At 52.3% G+C, this 1,075-nt stretch carries 1 protein-coding gene; it reads right to left on the bottom strand.

Going from position 1 to position 1,075, the window contains the following annotated elements; all coding sequences use genetic code 11:
- The coding region (locus PHA01_RS29105) for a histidine kinase dimerization/phospho-acceptor domain-containing protein (protein WP_271899722.1) at positions 1 to 1,065 on the bottom strand (1,065 nt) is incomplete at its 3' end.
- Positions 1,066 to 1,075 lie beyond the last annotated feature (10 nt).

Genomic DNA, 1,075 nt, shown 5'->3' with positions numbered 1-1,075 from the left:
ATTGACGTGTGACGCGACGGGAGACGATTTCTTCGACAAGGCACGCAGGTTCTTGATGATCTCGCTGGCGCGTTTGGCATCGGCTACCATGCTCTCCATCGAAGATTGAACTTTCGCCAGATCCGGCTCGTCACGTTTCAGCCAACGCAAGCCTGCCGCCCCATTGGCAATCATGGCAGCCAACGGTTGATTGAGTTCATGAGCGATCGACACTGTCAGTTCTCCGAGCGTTGCGACCCGGGCAACATGCGTCAACTCCATTCGGGCGGAATGAAGCTGGTTTTCGGTTGTTCTCCTCGCGGTTACATCCATGATGCTGATCAAGACCATCTCGAGAGCCGGGCAATCTGCGGGAAATGCAACGTTATAGAGAACAGTGAGTTGTTTGCCCTCTACATCGTTGACGACTGTTTCAGCTTCATAGCTGGCATTCCCGGCCCATATCGCGGCGAGAAACTTCCATGACTTGTCCATATCTGCGGTGATGATGGTCGGCAGCAACTTCTCGAGTGCATTCACGTCTGCGGCATTGAACATCTTCAGAGCGGTTTCGTTGGCGTTGATCAGCCGTACGGTTTTCGGAATTTTGCGTAGAAATCCGGGGTCAAGTCTCCGCGCTTGATCGATGTCCCGTACTCCCTCGCTCTTAAGCTTTTCAATGGCGTCTTTAAGACCACGGAAATCCATCTGGAGTATGCCCACACCCGTCGCCAGAAAAATCGTGCGATAACGCAGTTCACTTTCAGCCAGGACATTCATCGAGGTTTTCAAGCGGAAACCGAGGAGTGTTGTGATCGCAATAGCAGCAAGGCTGACCAGGCAACGTCCAACGGAGTCCTCAAATTCAGTAAGATCATCGGAATGCGATATTAGAAAGCTCAGCAGGGTAAGTCCCATGCATCCCGCGCCGATCAACACTATGCCAGTCTGGCTGGCAAAATTAAGGGCCAACAACACCACGGTCACGTAGAGGACGGCGATGGCAATGTCCAATTCCGTCAAAGTGTCCAACAGGAAAATCGCTGAGGTAATGAGTCCTGCAGCAAGAGGTGAAAATCTTGACATGCGATTCCCC

This window comes from Candidatus Phyllobacterium onerii, from assembly GCF_028331445.1.
GTDB lineage: Bacteria > Pseudomonadota > Alphaproteobacteria > Rhizobiales > Rhizobiaceae > Phyllobacterium > Phyllobacterium onerii.
The sequence above is the reverse complement of the archived record's forward strand: the minus strand, read 5'-3'. Positions and strand labels throughout refer to the sequence as shown.